Annotated in this window: 18 protein-coding genes and 2 pseudogenes; 10 read left to right on the top strand and 10 right to left on the bottom strand. The window is 46.9% G+C overall.

Translation table 11 applies throughout. The features are described from left to right. Positions 1 to 170 precede the first annotated feature (170 nt). Both GSO_RS11510 and GSO_RS17865 read right to left on the bottom strand, forming a co-directional pair. Positions 171 to 1,148 carry an aldo/keto reductase gene (locus GSO_RS11510; RefSeq protein WP_010492325.1) on the bottom strand — a complete coding sequence of 326 codons (978 nt, stop codon included), beginning with the start codon at positions 1,146 to 1,148 and terminating at the stop codon, positions 171 to 173. A 301-nt stretch (positions 1,149 to 1,449) separates the two neighbouring features. Next, positions 1,450 to 1,617 (bottom strand): hypothetical protein, encoded by a 168-nt coding sequence (locus GSO_RS17865; RefSeq protein WP_155807535.1) that lies wholly within the window; start codon positions 1,615 to 1,617, stop codon positions 1,450 to 1,452. A gap of 295 nt (positions 1,618 to 1,912) precedes the next feature. Between GSO_RS17865 and GSO_RS11500 the strand changes: the two genes are divergently transcribed. After that, on the top strand, positions 1,913 to 2,203 hold the full coding sequence (locus GSO_RS11500) for a bacteriocin immunity protein (protein WP_010492323.1): 291 nt from the start codon (positions 1,913 to 1,915) through the stop codon (positions 2,201 to 2,203). Positions 2,204 to 2,219: 16 nt separating this feature from the next. Here GSO_RS11500 and GSO_RS15975 read toward each other — a convergent pair. From GSO_RS15975 to GSO_RS11470, 6 genes and pseudogenes are all read right to left on the bottom strand, one after another. Then, a pseudogene (locus GSO_RS15975) lies at positions 2,220 to 3,024 on the bottom strand (hypothetical protein). 30 nt (positions 3,025 to 3,054) lie between these two features. Further along, positions 3,055 to 3,837 (bottom strand): hypothetical protein, encoded by a 783-nt coding sequence (locus tag GSO_RS11490; RefSeq protein WP_010492319.1) that lies wholly within the window; start codon positions 3,835 to 3,837, stop codon positions 3,055 to 3,057. Next, complete coding sequence (locus tag GSO_RS11485; protein ID WP_010492317.1) at positions 3,834 to 4,166, bottom strand: PadR family transcriptional regulator; 333 nt, start codon at positions 4,164 to 4,166, stop codon at positions 3,834 to 3,836. Before GSO_RS11485 ends, GSO_RS11490 begins: the two co-directional genes overlap by 4 nt. Positions 4,167 to 4,294: 128 nt before the next feature. Beyond that, on the bottom strand, positions 4,295 to 4,942 hold the full coding sequence (locus tag GSO_RS11480) for a helix-turn-helix domain-containing protein (protein ID WP_010492314.1): 648 nt from the start codon (positions 4,940 to 4,942) through the stop codon (positions 4,295 to 4,297). Positions 4,943 to 5,163: 221 nt separating this feature from the next. Beyond that, positions 5,164 to 5,814, bottom strand: a pseudogene (locus GSO_RS18585) (helix-turn-helix domain-containing protein). Between the two features lie 267 nt (positions 5,815 to 6,081). Beyond that, positions 6,082 to 7,137 carry an Mbeg1-like protein gene (locus GSO_RS11470; RefSeq protein ID WP_010492311.1) on the bottom strand — a complete coding sequence of 352 codons (1,056 nt, stop codon included), beginning with the start codon at positions 7,135 to 7,137 and terminating at the stop codon, positions 6,082 to 6,084. Positions 7,138 to 7,337: 200 nt separating this feature from the next. Between GSO_RS11470 and GSO_RS11465 the strand changes: the two genes are divergently transcribed. Then, positions 7,338 to 8,537 carry a DUF2075 domain-containing protein gene (locus GSO_RS11465; protein WP_010492309.1) on the top strand — a complete coding sequence of 400 codons (1,200 nt, stop codon included), beginning with the start codon at positions 7,338 to 7,340 and terminating at the stop codon, positions 8,535 to 8,537. 10 nt (positions 8,538 to 8,547) lie between these two features. Here GSO_RS11465 and GSO_RS11460 read toward each other — a convergent pair whose 3' ends face one another. Next, a complete protein-coding gene (locus tag GSO_RS11460; protein ID WP_010492307.1) occupies positions 8,548 to 9,315 on the bottom strand; it encodes a CPBP family intramembrane glutamic endopeptidase in 768 nt (255 codons plus the stop codon). A 214-nt stretch (positions 9,316 to 9,529) separates the two neighbouring features. Here GSO_RS11460 and GSO_RS11455 point away from each other — a divergent pair, with 214 nt between their 5' ends. The 4 genes from GSO_RS11455 (at position 9,530) to GSO_RS11440 (ending at position 13,365) form a co-directional block, all read left to right on the top strand. Further along, positions 9,530 to 10,087, top strand: a complete 558-nt coding sequence (locus tag GSO_RS11455; RefSeq protein ID WP_010492305.1) for a hypothetical protein — start codon at positions 9,530 to 9,532, stop codon at positions 10,085 to 10,087. Positions 10,088 to 10,357: 270 nt separating this feature from the next. Continuing rightward, positions 10,358 to 10,900, top strand: a complete 543-nt coding sequence (locus GSO_RS11450) for a hypothetical protein (protein ID WP_010492303.1) — start codon at positions 10,358 to 10,360, stop codon at positions 10,898 to 10,900. 277 nt (positions 10,901 to 11,177) lie between these two features. Next, positions 11,178 to 12,017: a glutamate 5-kinase gene (gene proB, locus GSO_RS11445; RefSeq protein ID WP_010492301.1), complete on the top strand. Its 840-nt coding sequence runs from the start codon at positions 11,178 to 11,180 to the stop codon at positions 12,015 to 12,017. Between the two features lie 91 nt (positions 12,018 to 12,108). Beyond that, the gene (locus GSO_RS11440; protein ID WP_010492299.1) at positions 12,109 to 13,365 is read left to right on the top strand and encodes a glutamate-5-semialdehyde dehydrogenase; all 1,257 of its coding nucleotides are present in this window, start codon (positions 12,109 to 12,111) and stop codon (positions 13,363 to 13,365) included. A gap of 111 nt (positions 13,366 to 13,476) precedes the next feature. On the opposite strand, the gene GSO_RS11435 is transcribed toward GSO_RS11440, so the two are convergent. Next, positions 13,477 to 14,709: an MFS transporter gene (locus GSO_RS11435; RefSeq protein WP_010492296.1), complete on the bottom strand. Its 1,233-nt coding sequence runs from the start codon at positions 14,707 to 14,709 to the stop codon at positions 13,477 to 13,479. 341 nt (positions 14,710 to 15,050) lie between these two features. On the opposite strand from GSO_RS11435, the gene GSO_RS11430 reads away from it, so the two are divergent. The 4 genes from GSO_RS11430 to GSO_RS11415 all read left to right on the top strand — a co-directional run bounded on the left by GSO_RS11430 (position 15,051) and on the right by GSO_RS11415 (position 16,459). Further along, on the top strand, positions 15,051 to 15,305 hold the full coding sequence (locus GSO_RS11430) for a hypothetical protein (protein WP_010492295.1): 255 nt from the start codon (positions 15,051 to 15,053) through the stop codon (positions 15,303 to 15,305). 199 nt (positions 15,306 to 15,504) lie between these two features. After that, on the top strand, positions 15,505 to 15,711 hold the full coding sequence (locus GSO_RS11425) for a hypothetical protein (protein ID WP_010492293.1): 207 nt from the start codon (positions 15,505 to 15,507) through the stop codon (positions 15,709 to 15,711). A gap of 102 nt (positions 15,712 to 15,813) precedes the next feature. Further along, on the top strand, positions 15,814 to 16,071 hold the full coding sequence (locus tag GSO_RS11420) for a hypothetical protein (protein ID WP_010492291.1): 258 nt from the start codon (positions 15,814 to 15,816) through the stop codon (positions 16,069 to 16,071). 178 nt (positions 16,072 to 16,249) lie between these two features. After that, entirely contained in the window at positions 16,250 to 16,459 is a 210-nt protein-coding gene (locus tag GSO_RS11415) for a CsbD family protein (protein WP_010492290.1), read from the top strand. Positions 16,460 to 16,540: the final 81 nt, after the last annotated feature.

Genomic DNA, 16,540 nt, shown 5'->3' with positions numbered 1-16,540 from the left:
AACAGCGCTGTTGCCAAGAAAGCTGCCGGCAGCGATGAGTGGTGCATAAATCCTGATGTCACCTAACTAACGTGTGAGCTGGCCTTGATCACACTTGGGTGGCGTGTAAAAGTACCCTTACATCGATATAAATCGGTGAGCGACAGCTTTTGACAACGGTGATTAAGCTGTTACCATTCGTATCCAACCGGATTTTTGATCAGGCGGTCATACACATCTTTAACCACTGCCATTTGTTCAGGCGTCAGCGGCGGTACATCCGCAGCATCGGTGTTGCGTTCGATTTGGGTAGGGTTGCTGGCACCTGGGATGACGGCTGAGACGGCATCGTACATTAGGATAAATCGAAGTGCCGTTGCGGCGAGGTTGTCTGAACCGAGACGTTCTTTAAGTTCACGGGCAGCTTTAACCCCGGTTAGATAATCAACGCCGGAGAAGGTTTCGCCTTTGCTGAAGTGCTCGCCGTGGCGATTGTTGGCCCGTTGATCAGTCGGTGCAAACTTAGTATTCTCATCAAACTTGCCTGTCAGCAGACCACTTGCCAAAGGGACACGGGCGAGAATGCCAACATCATGCTGCTTAGCCAGCGGGAAGAAGGTTTCAGCCGGGCGCAGGCGGAACATGTTGAAAATCACTTCAACGACCGCCGTGTCATAATCCAAAGCTTTAATGCCTTCTTCGGCGCGTTCGATGCTGACGCCATAATGCCGAATCTTGCCGGCTTTTTGCAAGGCATCCAATGCGAAGAAAGTCTCAGGTTGGTAGTAGACCTGCATTGGCGGGCAGTGCAACAAGACAATATCCAGACTGTCCAAGCCCATATTTTGTAATGATTCATCGACATAGCGGTGTATGTGATCAGGATCAAAATGCTCTGCAGTCAACGGTTCTTCTTTACGGCCGATTTTGGTCGTGAAATGAACGTCAGGATGCTGTTTGACAAATGCCCCGACCATTTTTTCGCTTTCACCGCCTTGATAACCATCGGCAGTATCAAAGAAGTTGACGCCATGAGCGTATGCTTCTTCCAAAGTTTCGCGGGCAACTTTGGCATCAAACGGCGCACCCCACTTGCCGCCCAGTTGCCAAGTACCGAGAGAAACTTCACTGACTTTGTAGCCGGTTTTGCCTAATAAACGATATTTCACTTGAAAGATCCTTTCTTAACCTGAATGCGATTTTCAATTTCTGTAACAGTAGACGCGACGCTAATTAAAAACAAATCGCGCTGACTTGGTGGCTATCCATTGCACTAAGGTTCCTTCCCCAAAAACTTCACGAAGCGAGGCGTAACACCACCTCAACTTTACAAATAATTTTGTGTCGATGCAATACGGATTTAATAGGATTGGCTGCACGAGGATTAGGGAGTTTCGGGCAGACACCAGAATTGGACATTCAAAAACCCATCGCAATAAAATCCGCGATGGGCTCAGGCTCGAACAAGATTTACGCCTCCTTATGGAATAGGTATCCCGAGATCCAGACGATCAAAAAGAACACGACTCCAGTAAACAGATTTCTGAAGACCTGAAAGTGGCCACCTAAAAATAAATCAACGCCAAAAAGGAAAACCGTGAAAACACAGGTACTGATAAGCGCTTCTTTTGCGTTCATGATGAGTAGCCACCTCGTAAATTTTGCCCTAAGGTTGGTTCGACAGCGAATTTGTAGGTTGAATCGGTCATATGCGCCCTCCCGTTACTTTGCAATGAATGCTTTTAATAACCCTCAGTTTGCGACAAAACCGCCGCGTTGTGACAAAATTTAAATAAACGTTGGGTTTTCCCAAATAAACGTTGCGTTATTTTTCAAGTTGTCAAAACGACACGTTCTTCTAGACAAAAAGCGATGTAACATTGCTTCAAGTACAGTAACGCGCTAAACTGCATTCATCCTGGAGGTGCCCAAAATGAATAAAAAAGAAACCCAGTTATTTCAGGCGATCGACACAGCTTACAACGATCCTGAAATGACGGCCTACCCACAAATTCGGCGTGACTTATTAATGGCGGCCCAAGAATTGCAAAACGGGACAGCTTATCAGATAGTTGCCGTCAAGTTGAAGTGGACGATTTCGCGGTACGTTTTGCTGAACCATTTGCAAATGCCGGCTGCTGTGCATCGGTTATATATGGCGATTGGACCGATGGGCGAACGGTATGATGGCGAGGCGAGTGTTTTCAGCCTATTTTTTAGATAGGATTGGAAGTTAGCAACTAAGGGTGGATGCCTGTGCTTTTTGTTGACGAATGCAACGGATCGGGCCGGTAGAAAAGCAAGCCAAGCGCGCAAACGATTCCGGCGATGCCCTGGATGACCGTTAATTCAGAAGACGGCAAAGCAAGGCCGAGCACGGCGATTAGCCACACGCCGGTCCAGCCGAGGAAGATGAGAAAAATCGGCCGTAACCACAGTGCGCAAGCTAGATTAATAGCACAAAGAATCGCAGAAAATCTGATGAGTGTCGGACTGGAAATAGCAAAGGGTGCCACGCCACGGAACAGATATCCCGTCAAAAAAGGGCACCACAAACATAAGCACTAATAATATCCATAATCCAGCGATTGTCTTGCGCGAAAGTTTGTTAAAGAAAATGCCACGGGCAAACGAGGCGCCAATCATGAGTAAGGCAAAGAAATTAATGCCGATCACATCGCTTAGGCTAAAACGCAAACTGGGGCTAATCAACATGATTAATATATTTTGAATGAGCAGAAACATGAGGAGTGGCCAGTACATCGTGAAAAGGTAAGTGACTGAGATGTGTGGCAACTCTTTTAGAATATTGTCGGCTGCTGCCTGAGGATCGTCACTAAAGAAGGATGCTACTTTATGACCATTCTGTTGTGCGTCAATCAACGTTGCCAATAAGTCGCTAATGGCCTGTTCGATGGCATAAGGGTCTTTGCTCAGATCACCGCGTAAATATTGGATGACTGTTTCAGTGTAGGTATAGTCCGTACCGTGAATTTTTTTGAGCTGTTGATCATTGGCGGTGCGAAGTTGGGTTAATTTTTTCATTAAGTGTCGCCTCCTTGAAACTTGGCTGAGTTAGACAGGTAACTGTGATTTTGGTTCGGGATGATAGAACAGCAAAAGGGTGGCAACGAGCACGCCGGTAATCGCGATTCCCACAGTTAATGCCGAAGTGGTCAACAACATGCCAATGAATGCCAGCAACCACACACAGGCCCATGCGAGGAACAAATAAGCAATTTTGCGAAAGCCCAAAGCACCGATTAGATTTAGCACGAGGAAGCTAACACAGAAAAGCAAAAGCGTTGATCTGGAAACGGAAAAAGGTGTGCGTCCAGCTACCAAATAGCTGAGTATCAGTAACGCAATTATCACCATAGCAAAGCCTAACATGGCACTATAAACGGTTTTACGCGAGAGTTTGTTGAATGAGAGGCCCCGGGCAAACGGAATGTTGACGAAAGCAACGGCAAACAGGATTGGTCCGCCAACACTTACTAAGGACAGCTGGCTTTTCTGACTAATTGTAGGGAAGATGCTAGCGGCAAAGAGAAACATGAGCACTGGCCAATACTGATTCAGGAGGTACCAAACCGGAACACGTGGTAACTCCTTTAGAATATGATCCGCAGCCTTTTGAGGGTCATCGCTGAAAAAAATTGCTACGCGGTGGCCTGATTGCTGGGCGTCAATAAGGGTCGCCAGTAGGTCGCTAATAGCCTCTTCAATGGCATAGGGATCTTTACTTAACTTGCTGCGTAAATAGATGATGACTGACTCCGTGTAACTATAGTCTGTACCGTGAATCTTTTTGAGTTGTTGGTCATTGGCAGCTCGGAGTTGGTTTAATTTTTTCACGACGATTCGCCTCCTTGGTTGAGATTGGCCATGGCCTGAACCAGTTGATGCCATTGTTGTTGAAAAATGGTAAGCGTCCTTTCTCCTTCGTCGGTGAGGTGGTAGTACTTCCGATCAGGGCCATTACCAGTTGGTCGGCGGACACCGACGATGAGTTTATTTCTCTGCAGCTTCAACAGTAAGGGATAGATAGTGCCTTCAGGAATGTCGCCAAACCCAAGCGCGGCCAGCTTTTCGTGTAAAGCGTAGCCGTAAATATCGCCTTGCTGAATAATTTTCAAGATGGCGCCTTCTAGAATGCCCTTCAGCATTTGCGATGAAGGTTGCATGGCCTCGCCTCCCTTGATACCTTGTTAAGCATAGTATAATCGTGGTGGGATACCTTGTAAAGCAAGATATCCCATTTAAAAAAAGCCAGCGCAATTGGCTGGCTTTGGGTGGAGGGGAGGCTGTTAGATTAAGGCTTTTCTTTAAGTTCGGCGAAGCCAAAAATCACGAAAATAATACTGAATGTTTCAGCCACTGGCCTCATAAGCAGGCCTGAATAGTAGCCAAATAAGTAAGCAGCCTCGTCAGAAATTGATTTAGAAATGTGAAGTGTCATGCTGCCTTCCACGCTAATAAATATTAAGACAACACCTAAGCCGATTCCCAATACGGTCAGCAGAAGCTTATGAGAGAAGCTGTCAACCCAGGCGTGATAATTAGGATAGTGAGTCGCTAAGATTACTAGATTAATGATTAAAGCGATGGCAAGCCATCCTGATAATTGCCGCGTGTTAGCTGGAAAAGTTTTAACCGCCAGAATTCCTAAAATAAGTATGACATTTAAATAGTATGTAACTTGAAAGTACCGGTTGTCCCGTTGTGCCTGTTTGCTGATTGTGTCGTAATGCTCCATCATTGTACGATCCTCCCTAAGTAATCGATCCAAAGAAATGTTATAAAAGTCACTGATGCTGACCAATGTTCCGACGTCGGGGAAGCTACGTGCGTTTTCCCAGCTGGAAATTGTTTTTGCTGAAACATGTAGTTGCTCGGCAACTTGGGTTTGAGTCAAATGCTGTTGTTGCCGAGCCAATTTCAGCTTGTCGCTAAGTTGCATATTCTTCACCACCTGTTGCTATTGTTAAGGTGTGGCTAAAAATGTACAAGTCTTTTTGCAAAATAGTGGCTCTAAGAATCGTAGAGTTGTTGGTGTGACGCAGATTGTGGCATTTTTTCTTCGGATTATTCAAAACCGTGAAGAACTAAAAAAAGCCCGGTCAATGCCGAGCCTAAGAGACGTCTGTGTGTAAACTAGTCAAATGTCATTGTGTTTAACGGCTAATTCTTGTCTAGAATTTCTTCGAAACCGAAGATGGCAAAAATGGTACTCAAGGTTTGTATGATAGGAAGTGTGACCATTCGTAGTTGTGCCCCAGCTATATAACCAGTTTGGTAATAGCTGTCACCCGAAGAAACGGTTATTGGTTCTTGAATAAGAAGAAAGAAGATTGTAGCAAAGCTCAAAGCAAGAATGATTAGCAAAATTCGCCGCGGCCATGAACGAATCTATAGCCGGTAATTCGGATAATGCGTTGCCAAGACAATCAGATTAACAACAAATACCAAACCTATCCAACCACCATATTGACGCAATATGGGTGGTGTGTTGCTTAGCATTTTAACAATCACAATTCCCAAAAGAAGCGCAAGGTTAACAAAGTAAGTGACTTGAAAAATCCGCTTATCGCGTAATACATGTTTGTCGATAGCTTCATAATGATCCATCATGGTTTGATCCTCCCTCAATAGACGATCCAATGAGATGTCATAGAGATCGCTGATTCTGACAAGTGTGCCGATGTCCGGGAAACTGCGCGCATTTTCCCAGCTGGAAACGGTCTTGGATGACACGTGTAATTGCTCGGCGACTTGTGTTTGCGTGTACTGATGTTGTTGGCGCGCCAATTTGAGTTTGTCGCTGAACTGCATACTTTTTACCCCCTTGTCACTATTGTCAAAGCGTTATTGATTTTGCACAAGTATTTTTAGCTGAGAGCTTGTCTAAGAATCATAGAGTGCCGGCGTGACGCGGTTTTGGAACTTGTCTCGGGTGGTTGACGAGAGCATATCGTTCAAAAATTGGTTCGGCGTTGAGTACAAAAAACGTTCCGCAAGACAGCTCTTTGTCTCACGGAACGTTTTGGCTTAGTATCATCGGCGGGTTTCAATACGCACGTTGCAACCAAATCATGGCATTTAATGGGTTTGCACCAATGATCCGGCCATTGCACCAAGCAGACCGCGGAATGAACGGCCTAGCTGTTTGCGGTGATGCTTGTCCAAACTGCGGAAGGCGTGGAAATAGTGGCGCCAATGGTTTTTGGTTTTCGCCAGATCATCAAGTGTAATGGCATTGCCGCTGCGCAGGATTCGGTACAAAGCGTCGACCGTGATGGCAGTTGCCTTTGCATCGAGACCGGCTAACCACAGGGCGAAGGTTTTTTGAAAATAGCGCGAAACCCAAGTCGTTGTCGGCAAGTGAGTGAAAGTGTTGTCTGCAATGCTCCAGGTGAGTACATCATGCTGACCGAATAATTTGACGCGGCTTTTAACGACTTCAAAGTTGGTTGCCGGATCCAAACTGACGCCGATGAGCGAACTTTGCGGCACAAGCTTGGTCACGCGGTCACGATGGCTGGGGTCGAGTGGGACACCACTTGGCTCATCAAAACTATAAACATGCGCAACTTGATCGGCGAGCGGTTCTGGCAGATGGTCGAACGCGTAAGTGGCGAGGCTGCCGCCCTTGGAGTGCCCAGTCAGATAATAGGTGCCAGGGTGGCGGCTGATTTGCTTAGTCAGATAGCTCAACGCCCGTCGCTGCGCCGGAATGGTCGGCATGAAGCTCATATTGAGATCTTCTTTCCAGCCGACCAGTTTATTCGTCGTGCCGCGGAAACTAACACAATACACATCCGGTGCCAACGTAAAGGTGATGGCCGCAAAATCTTCTTCATTGCGGTGGCTGCAGGTTTCAAGCCAGTTGGTCCACGCAACCCGGGCAAATCGTTTGCTCTGATGCATCGCATGCAGCATGGCTTGGTGTGTTGGGATGGCCCATGTGGTTAAAGTCGCCTTATGCAGCCGCATACTGTCATTTAAATCGGCAAACCGGGCATACGGCTGGCCAATGAGGTAATTAAAATTCAAATAACCAAACTGCGCAAATAAACCGGCATCAAGCTCAGTCAGCGGAGCCTGTTGAAATGACGCCAAACTCGGGCGTTGTGGGTAATCAGCAATTGAAGGCATATGAAGTACTCCTAGTTCTTGAATAACAGTTCAAACTCGTTACTTATAGTTTAACCGCTTTATATGAATAAAGTATGTGATTTGCTTTACAGATAGGTTTCTTTTAGTGTTCTTTTTGAAAAATCATCCTATTCAGCTAACTGGCGAAGACGTGTGGCAACTTAATTTGAAAATGCTATATTAATTTCGGAGGTGCTCATATGCCGGACTTAGCGCAATCAACGTTTATTTTGCCCCAGGACGCGGCTTTGACTTCAGCACAGGCTGCCTTGAAGCAACACATTCACGACTTCATTACCACCAATTATCCAGCGAATCAGACGCATCTGCTGATCATTTCAGGCGACGCGGGATCTGGCAAAAGTGTGGTACTGGACGCGGCGTTTGCCCAGTTGCAACAAGCCGCGCGTACAGATAGTGGGCCACTTGCAGGAACAGACAATAAGCTGTTGGTGAATCACAATGAAATGTTGAAGATTTACAAAGAAATTGCCGGGACCAAAGCGTACTTCCATAAAAAGGACTTCATGAAGCCCACTCCTTTTATTAACGCTTATCGAAAAGCAGGCAAAATGGCTGATATTGTGTTCATTGACGAAGGCCATCTGCTTTTGACCGCGCCAGATCCATATAACAATTTTCGAGACACCAATCAGCTGGCAGACATCCTTCACCTGGCGAAGCTGGTGGTGCTGGTCTTTGATTTTCATCAATTGGTAAAATTGAAAAACTTTTGGACCCCAGCGCTGCTCAAACGGATTACTCGCGATTATCCCGTGACGCATTATCGGCTAACCGAGCAAATGCGGGTAGGGGATGCGGCGGTGAATCGCTGGATTGATCAGTTTGTTCGTGGCCGGATCGCGCCACTTCCGCAACCGGCAACTTTTGACTTCCGGATTTTCGCGGATGGCCAGCCAATGTATCAACTGATTCAGCAACGCGATGCCGCGGTGGGATTGTCGCGCATGATTGCGACTGCGGACTACCCGTTTACGGTATTGGACAACAAGACCTGGTATGTCACTGCCGGATCCTTGCGCCTGCCGTGGGACAAAATCAACTTTACCGATCGGCCATGGGCACAACGGCCGGAAACGCTCCATGAGGTTGGCTCGATTTATACCATACAAGGGTTTGACTTAAATTATGCCGGCGTGATTTTGGGATCAAGCCTCGGCTATGATAAGCAGCGCGATCGGCTGACCGTCAATTTAGCACAATACCAAGATAAAGAAGCGTTCAAAAAGCGGCCGGATCTAGCAGACACGCAGGATGCCAAGGCCGCGATCATGATGAATGCCGTCAACATTTTGCTAAAAAGGGCAAAGCATGGCTTGTATCTATATGCGGCTGATCCGGCACTGCGGGAACGGTTATTGGCGGCTGCAAAGCGGTGAAAAAGTAAAGCTATGTCAGTTTTTCAAGTTGAATGGTGTGTATCTTGGATTTTCGTAGATAAAAAATACTGATCAAGATTCCTAAAGCGTCCGCGATCACGATGGCACCCGTAAGAGCCACGGGGATATTGAACAAAGTGGGGCGTACGAGATTTAAAATAAAATCCCATAGGCCGTGCACAATCATCGCCATCAAGATAGTGCCTGTTCGCAAATAAACCGCACTATAGAACACACCACCAAGACCTGCGGAAATCATTTGCAAAATTGTGTCGTTCAGTGATTGGTAGCTGAGATTGATGGCATGCAATAACCCAAATAGCAAACTTGAGATAAGCACTGCCGTCCAGATCTGGGTGACTTTAGAATATCGATTAAAGGTTTTCAGTAACAGTCCTAAGAGCAACCCGCGACAAAGATACTCTTCAAAGGGGCCGGCAGCAAGCCCCACGGAAATGGCAAAAGGCCAATTGTAGTCCAGATGGAGTTGTTGCGAGCCTATATACGTGACATAGCAAACAAAGAGATAGGTCGGAATTCCCAGTAGCACAGCCTTGAAGATGGTTAAGCTTGGCTTCCAGCTAACTTTTTGATGAATGAACAGCCAGTTGAGGAGCAGTAAAATGCCAAACAGAACCAAGCCACGGTATATATTTTGCAGCATAAAGTTCAACTTAATGTGCTCACCAAAAGCATCAACCAAATACATAGCACCAATCGCAATCAACCAAACGCTAATTGCCTTCCAGAAAAAGCATTTCGGTTTGTGATCTGACATTGGACTCCCTCCCTGTTGAATCGCGAGTGAATTTAAAATCAGTATACCCACTTATGGGCAAGAACGCATGGTTAAAGTATTTTCAGCTGAATTAGTTGTCTAAAACGAATGCTACGAGCACCTGCCTTTAAAAATTTTCTTTTAAAATTTGAGCAATTAAAAAATAAACGTTATTCTAAAGGTGTTCCAAAAATCATAACAGGAGCTGATTTATATGGCTGAGAAATACACGGCAGAGATTGTACCGTTGAATGCAGAGAAAATCGGTACCAAGCCGCATGGCACCGCTGAATTTACGGTTGATGGTGCGCAACTGCGGATCCACATTGAGATGTTTGATACACCAGCAAACGTCCAGCATTGGGAACATTTCCATGGTTTTCCTGATGGGAAGCCGGCAGAAATTGCCACGGCGGCGCAAGATGCTAACGGTGATGGTTTCGTTGATTTGCCAGAAACAGAGCCAGTTTCCGGTACGACCATGGTGCCGTTTGATGCTGAACCTGCCAAGATGCATGTGCCAAATGACAGTTATCCGGTTGCTGATGCGGAAGGGCATTACGCCTATGAGAAGCTCGTTGATTTGAAGGAACTCCAACAGGCTTTCAAAGCCGCATTTGGCAGTGAAGATTTGCAACTCGACAAACGTGTGATTTATATTCACGGTGTTCCGGATTCACTGAAGTTGCCTGATACGGTCAAGGGCACAGTCATGAACTACGATGCCCACGTGACCCTGCCAATTGCGGTTGGTAAAATTGTCCGCGCCTAGTTACGATTTATAAATAAACAACCCAGTCCTGATTCATCATTGCTATAAAGGCATTGACGGATCGGGATTTTTTAATGTCGTTAAAAGGTGACAAATTCACAGAATGGCACGGTAAGAATGCGATCCTACTTGTTTTCAAGTTACTGCGCCGCACTATTTTGTGGGTTGCAGAATCATTTTTAATAACATGTGTATTGTTAGCGGATCATCTAGCCAAACTGATAAACTTATTGTTAATATATTTAAAAATTAATACATGGAGGCGGGGAAATGCGGGGGAAACACATCATCATTAAAATTTTGATTGCGGGAGCAGCCATTTTGGCCGTCATGGGGTTGCAAGGCGGTGGCGTCAAGACCAAACCAATATCACTCACGGCACAGCAAACAGTTGTGGCGCAGCAGTTGCAAAAGGCGGTGCCGCTATTCCAACAAATGGCGGTTTTCCCGGATGGGTGTCAGCGGCCGCTTGCCGGCGGAATTTTTGCTTTTTACCGCTTCGACATTAAAGGACGCAAACAGTACCGAATGAAAAACGGCGATTGGCAGCTTGTCGGCAACCCGCTGACGGCTAATGGAGTTTACCTAGCTCAGGCTGATCAATTAGGTGTTGTCGGTATTACCCGGAAGCTGAATGATGGTAGGTTTTACGTTGAAAGACTAAAACTACCGGAGCGTTATGCAGTGAGACTACCTTCACCAGTAAAAGTATCCGTGAAGCAGGGGGCGTTAACAGTCAATGGCCAACCGGTACGTGGCCGCGACTCATTACCGCGAATTTATGCATTGCGCGTGCCGGTGATACGGCAGTAAGTGCTTTACGTTAAAGAAACGAAGCGCTTGACTTTTACCCTCTCGCCGCATACAATTCACTTCATCAAGTCATAGTAGCGGCTCACAGATATCAGAACACTAGCTGAAAGTTCTGAATGGTTCGCGAATCCAAGCTTGAGGTTGATGCTCAAATTAATTAAATCATGAAAAAGCGCAAAGCACTGCTTTGAACGAGAATGGTACCGCCTTAACGGGTGTCTCGATCAAAACGGTGCTTTTTTGAATGCTGAGAAAGTTGTAGCGTGCGGAGGTAACGATGGTAAAACGGGCAATGCATTGTAAACGAATCGTGGTCAAAATCGGAACAAGTAGTTTGATTCATCGAAATGGCAAAGTGAATTTACAGACGATTGATCGGCTGGCGTATGCCTTAACTGCGTTGAATAATCAAGGCTATGAATTGGTTTTGGTCACTTCTGGGGCGATTGGGGTCGGGATGGCGAAGCTTGGGGTGAGTGCGCGCCCTGCCGCGATCGCCCATCAACAGGCACTTGCGGCAATCGGCCAGTCAGAGCTGATGACCTTGTACACGCAACGATTTAGCGATTACGGTGCCAAAATCGGGCAGTTGTTGCTGACGCATGATGTGTTTGATTATCCGCAAACGCGCCAACATGTGCTTGATACGATTGATGCTTTGCTTGCCCAGCAGGTCATTCCGATCATTAACGAGAATGATAGTGTGGCCGTGGACGAGTTGGATCATCGGACAACCTTTGGCGATAACGATCAGCTTTCGGCCTTGGTCGCAAAGCAGATTGATGCGGATTTGCTGATGGTACTTTCCGACATTGACGGGCTTTATGATCGGGATCCTAACCGACATCCGGATGCGGCGTTGATCCCGGAAATCACCCATTTGTCTGCCAAGGTTTTAGCTGGCGCCGGTGGCAGTTCAACGCGTTTTGGAACCGGCGGAATGGTGACCAAACTAAAAGCCGCGCAAACGATGATGCGTGCCGGCAAACAGATGGTGCTGGCAAGCGGCCGTGATCCGCGGATCATCCTGCGCATCGTCGCTGGTGAGCCAGTCGGAACTTGGTTTGGCAACGTTTTGGAGCAGGTATCACCTGATAACCAAGCTTCAAATAGTTGAATTTAAAACCACACGTATAAGATGACACGAGGAAAAAGGCAGCCATTTTGTCAGCCGCTGCGGCTCGCAATCGGTAAAGGAGACGACTTAAATGGATACAACGACGATCGATCTTGAACAAATGGGGAAAGCGGCTAAGGCGGCCGCGGCTATTCTTGGCCAATTAACCACGGCGCAGAAAAATGCCGGCTTACTGGCCATGGCTGATGCGCTGGAGATGCACACGGGAACCATTTTGGCAGCTAATCAGGAGGATCTGAAAGCTGCCAGCATGATGCCGAGCAAATTCAAGGACCGGCTGGTGTTGACGGAAGCACGGATTGCTGACATGGCGGCAGGCGTGCGGCAGGTGGCAGTCCTAGACGACCCCACTGCCCAAACGGATCGCGCCTGGGTAAATCATGCTGGGTTGACCATTGCCCAAAAACGGGTCCCTTTAGGCGTCGTCGGGATGATTTATGAAGCGCGGCCGAATGTGACAGTTGACGCTGCGGCGTTGACATTTAAAAGTGGTAATGCCGTCATTTTACGCGGCGGCAAAGGAGCCTTGCATAGCAATATGGCATTGGCAACGGTTTTGCAAGATGCATTGGCGACGCATGGCTTGCCGAGCGATGCGGTTCAACTGGTGACAGATACGCGGCATGAAGTGGCCAATCAATTAATGCATCTCAACGATTACCTCGACGTGTTGATTCCGCGAGGCGGGCGTGGCCTGATTAAAGCAGTTGTGGAGCAAGCAACGGTTCCGGTGATTGAGACCGGTGCCGGTAACTGCCATATTTATGTTGATGCCCAGTCACAGTTGGAAATGGCGGTGGCGATTGTGGTCAATGCCAAGGTTCAGCGGCCATCTGTCTGCAATGCTGCCGAAAAGCTCTTGATTCATGCAGATGTGGCTGACGAGCAGCTACCGGTGATTGCCAAAGCGTTGCAGGAACACGGCGTTGAGCTGCGTGGCGATCAGCGAGCGCGCGCCATCGTGCCGAGCATGCACGCGGCGACAAACGAAGATTGGGACACGGAGTATAACGACCTCATCATGGCAGTCAAAGTCGTGGATTCCGAAGAAGCGGCCATCGCGCATATCAACGCGCACAACACGAAGCACAGCGAAGCCATCATCACGGATAATTATCAAAACAGTCAGCGATTTCTCCAACAGGTTGATGCTGCGGTGGTGTATGTGAATGCTTCGACGCGGTTCACGGATGGCTTTGAGTTCGGCTTCGGCGCTGAAATCGGCATCAGCACCCAAAAGCTGCACGCCCGCGGGCCGATGGGCTTGGCTGCACTGACGACGATTAAGTACCAGGTGCTGGGCAATGGCCAGGTACGTGAAGATTAGTATATTGTTTTACCATTAAAAATGTTGTCATCAAGTGGAGCAAATGAGCTTCCGCGCGTTGGAAGCTCATTTTTTTGCGTATTCAGCATCAGATGACGAATTTTGGTGATTTTAGGTGTGCAACCAGCGCTTAACGGTCGTGCGATGGCCAAACAAGGTTGGGATGACTAACACCAGTGCCAGCAAGCCACAGGAAGGGAAACCCCATAAGCCACCGGCAAAGTCCATCAAGCCACCGACATACAAACTGCCAATTGGCGTCGAGCCTTGGTTGAGTAAAACATAGACACTCATGATACGACCGCGCAGCTCGTTGGGAATCGAAAACTGAAACGCCGCATTGGATTGATTCAGAAAAACCATATTGCAAAAGCCGATGATGATCATGAAAATCATGGCCAACCAGTAAACGTGGACAAAAATCATCAACGTTTGGATCAAAGCTGTTCCCAGTGCGACTAACAGATACAAATCACGCCGCAGACCGAATCGCGCGAGGTAGCTCATGAGAAATGCCGCAATGAGTGAACCGATACCAGTGGCCGACAACAGGTTGGCATAGCCTTGGGCACCGCGGCCCAGAACTTCCTGGGCATAAATGGGAATGATGACATTATTGTTGAAATTTAACGTGCAGATAATCAGCATGAGTTCGGCACTCAGTTTGACATTGTCATGATGCACAATATAAACAAGTCCCTCTTTGACATCGGCAATGATGTGGCGCGGCGTATGCCGGGCAACCGGATGCTCCTGGTGAATCATGAACAAGCCAATAATAATCGCAATATAACTCAAGGTGTCGATCAGAAAACACGGCGCCACGCCGATGGTCACCATGAGGATCCCGGCCAAAGACGGACCGGCAATTTTGGCCAGATTGAAAATAGACGAATTCAGCGAGATGCCATTCATAAGATCTTTTCTGCCGACAAGTTCGATCACATACGATTGCCTGGTGGGCGTGTCAAAACTTTGAAGAATCCCATAGCCTAACGCGATCGCAAGGATCTGCCAGTATTGAATGATTTTCAAAAAAGTCAGCGTTGTCATGATGGCGCCCAGCACCAAAAAGCCAAACTGTGTCAGCAAAAGAATCTGACGTTTGGGATAGCGGTCGATCAGCGTACCGGCGACTAAAGTGAGTGCCATAATCGGAACAAATTGGGCCGCAGCCAGTAAGCCAACCAGAAAAGCGGACTTGGTCATCTGGTAAACCAGCCATGTCTGGGTGGTTCGTTGAATCCAGGTCCCCATGACTGAAATACACTGCCCGATCCAAAATCGGCGGAAGTTGGTTGAACGTAGTGAAGAAAAAGTTGCTCCAAAAACGTGCCTGTCCACAAAAACCATCGCCTTGCCAAGAGTTTACTGCACATCATCGTTGGCTTTTTTAGTGCGAATGTCAATATTGAAAATGGCAGATTAGGTGATCTATCTTTTGCTTGGCATTCTAAAAAAAGGTTTGTTATCAAGAGGAATCTGGGACAAAAAGGGCCTAATTGACGTCAAAACAACGTCACAATCACCTGCTACTGCGGCTATTTGTGACGAAAACATGAATATTTATATATAAATTAATAACTATATTGACAATAAGATATTCGTGTTGATAATCTTAACTAAATTCATTAACGCGTGCGCTGGCGCAGGAGCCAGCACACGCTCACAAGGAGGCAATTAAGATGAAACACGCAAAAGCAGGAATGACCGTTTTGTGCCAGGCCAATGGCAATATGGAACATGCTTTCATCGGCCAAATCGAAAAATGTTACGAAAACTCGGCGCTCGTGAAGATTCTGGATTATGACAGACGCGATCGCTTCAACGTGCAGGATTTGATTGGCCGGACCGTCATTGCGTTCAATAAAATGAAGCAGAGTAAAAGTGATCGTCTGGAAACAACATATGACAAGCCGCTTCAAAGAGATGTCGGGTAGCAAATCGACGTTTAAAAGAGGAGAAATTGAAATCGCTAAACCATTGGTGTTACTGGTGTCTCGTGAGCTGCGGACAACTGTAACATCTTTTTTTGCCGAAGTGGTTGAAACGGAACCGATTAGGGTGTATAAATACATCTTGTGATACAAATACGCGTACCGAGTCATGGTACAATTAGAAAAGGTGGTTAGGGGAATCATGTTATTTGCAGCGCATCTTCGTGATTATGCAGTTGTAGGTCAATACACGGACAAGTGGGGTCATCGGCACGATTCTTCGCGGATCTGTCACCAGATGACCAAGAAGGAAGCACGTGAAGCCATGCAACGCTACTTGTTGCAACATTACAGTGATTCGGTTGATCTGAACGCACCGATTAAGGTCAAGGTGCAGGCAACTAAGTGAATCTCCCCACCTTAACTTGGTTTATTTAAGTTTTTGTCCCAGTGCGATGTTTCTCAGCCAGTTGATGGTTTCAAAACACCGCGTTCAAGAGGAGGTTTTTGTGTGTCACAAGATATCGTTGTAGGCGACAAAGTTTCAGTGCGCAAGACCAAGGATGTGCCATTGAGTTTCAAGGGAACCGTTGAAAAGCTATACGCCAATGCAGCGATGCTGACCATTGACAGTTTTTCACCTGATGATGCTTCGTTAGTTGAAGATATGAAGAACAAAACGGTTGTGAACTATAAGCATATTAAAAAAGGCGGTAAGGCGGTAATTCCGCCAGCGCCTGAAGAAAAACGGCCGGGTGCACGGCATTAGGTTTGAAATGATCGCGGGACTCTCCATGAATATGGAGGGTTCTTTTTTTCACTCGAATTTGATAATCAGGATGGCGGTAACCCGGAAAAATAATTCATATCTTTACGAGCAAAATAATAGCCAGCGAATCAGTCAACTTGGTACACTTAAAGTAAGTAAAAAAGAAGGGACTGATCATATGGCAGATTTTGATGCAGCAAAAGACAAAGTTAGCGGTAAAGTAAAGGAAACTGCTGGCAAGGTGACTGGTGACAAATCAACCGAGGCTAAGGGCAAGACCGAGCAAATGGTAGGCGAAGCGAAAGAAAAGCTTAGCGATGCCAAGGACAAGATTGCCGAAAAGTTCAATGACGTGGTTGATAAGGCCAAAGGGAAAAAAGAAGATTAACGGCTGAAACAAGACGGCCGATAGTTACTTAAGGAGAAGACGCAGTTGCGGGCTTCTCCTTTTTACTTGTTATTAGGCGCC

It is taken from the genome of Lacticaseibacillus zeae DSM 20178 = KCTC 3804 (assembly GCF_000260435.1).
In the GTDB taxonomy this organism is placed as follows: Bacteria; Bacillota; Bacilli; order Lactobacillales; family Lactobacillaceae; genus Lacticaseibacillus; species Lacticaseibacillus zeae.
The sequence above is the reverse complement of the archived record's forward strand: the minus strand, read 5'-3'. Positions and strand labels throughout refer to the sequence as shown.